The sequence below is a fragment of the Clostridium algoriphilum genome, from assembly GCF_020443705.1.
GTDB lineage: Bacteria > Bacillota > Clostridia > Clostridiales > Clostridiaceae > Clostridium_AD > Clostridium_AD algoriphilum.
The window spans coordinates 1-911 of sequence record NZ_JAIZZK010000112.1 but is presented as its reverse complement, the minus strand read 5'-3'; the positions used below and the strand labels follow the sequence as shown (position 1 = coordinate 911).

The 911-nt window shown below is 34.4% G+C and carries 1 protein-coding gene; it reads left to right on the top strand.

What is annotated here, in order from left to right:
- On the top strand, nt 1–911 hold a 911-nt coding region (locus LGK95_RS22160; RefSeq protein ID WP_319001954.1), incomplete at both ends, for a 4-hydroxyphenylacetate 3-hydroxylase N-terminal domain-containing protein.

The window sequence follows — 911 nt, the reverse complement described above, 5'->3', positions numbered from 1 at the left end:
AGTCTTAGAAAACTTGAATTAAAGGTTTACATGTTTGGAGAATTAGTTGAGAATGTAGTGGACAACCCTATAATACGACCTTCAATGAACTCAGTTAAAATGACTTATGATTTAGCACAGATGCCTGAGTATGAAGAATTACTAACATCTACTTCAATACTTACAGGTGAAAAAATTAACAGGTTTGCAAATATTCATCAGGGTACTGGAGACTTAGTTAAAAAAGTTAAAATGCAAAGATTATTGGGACAAAAAACTGCTTCATGTTTCCAAAGATGTGTTGGAATGGATGCATTTAACTCTGAGTATAGTACAACCTTTGAAGTTGATAAAGAGCATGGAACTAAGTACCATGAAAATTTTAAAAAATTCTTAACATACATTCATGAAAATGATTTGATAGTAGATGGAGCAATGACAGATCCTAAAGGAGATAGAGGCCTTTCAATAACAAAACAAGAAGATCCAGATATGTTTCTTCATGTAGTTGAAAGAAGACCAGATGGTATTGTAGTAAGAGGGGCAAAGGCTCATCAAACTGGTATATGTAATTCTCATGAAGTTCTAGTTATGCCAACTATGGCTATGAAGCCAGGCGAAGAAGATTATGCTGTATCTTTCTCAGTGCCAACAAATACAAAAGGTATAATTATGATTCTTGGACGTCAATCTTGTGATACAAGAAAAAGCGAAGAAGGAGCAGATTTAGATGTTGGTAATTACAACTATGGTGGAGTAGAAGCATTAACTATATTTGATGATGTATTCGTACCAAATGATAGGATATTCTTAAATGGAGAAACTGAATTTGTTGGAACACTTGTTGAGAGATTCGCAGGATATCATAGACAAAGTTATGGTGGATGCAAAACTGGTGTAGGTGATGTTCTTATTGGAGCTACAGCACTTGC